General features: G+C 56.0%; 1 protein-coding gene. It reads left to right on the forward strand.

Features of this window, described 5'->3' with window-relative positions; translation table 11 throughout:
- Window positions 1-368: IS6 family transposase (locus HB376_RS40645; RefSeq protein ID WP_213769317.1), on the forward strand; the 368-nt coding region annotated here is incomplete at both ends.

The raw sequence follows: 368 nt of genomic DNA on the forward strand, positions 1-368 counted from the left end.
ATTCGACGGTGCACCGGTGGGCTATCAAATTGCTGCCTGCGCTCGGTAAGGCATTCGGACCGTACAAGAAAAAGGTTGGTCGAAGTTGGCGAATGGATGAGACCTACATCAAGGTCAAGGGCGAATGGAGGTACCTGTACCGGGCCGTTGATAAGGCCGGCGACACGGTTGACTTCCTGTTCCGCGCCAAGCGGGACAAGGCCGCGGCCCGGCGCTATTTCGAAAAGGCGATCGCTGGAAACGGCGTACCGGAGACGGTGACGATCGACAAGAGCGGAGCGAATCTTGCAGGGCTAAATGCGATCAATGCTGATCGCGAAGTGCCGATCAAAATTCGACAATCGAAGTATCTGAACAACGTGGTGGAG

It is taken from the genome of Caballeronia sp. dw_19 (assembly GCF_018449515.1).
GTDB lineage: Bacteria > Pseudomonadota > Gammaproteobacteria > Burkholderiales > Burkholderiaceae > Caballeronia.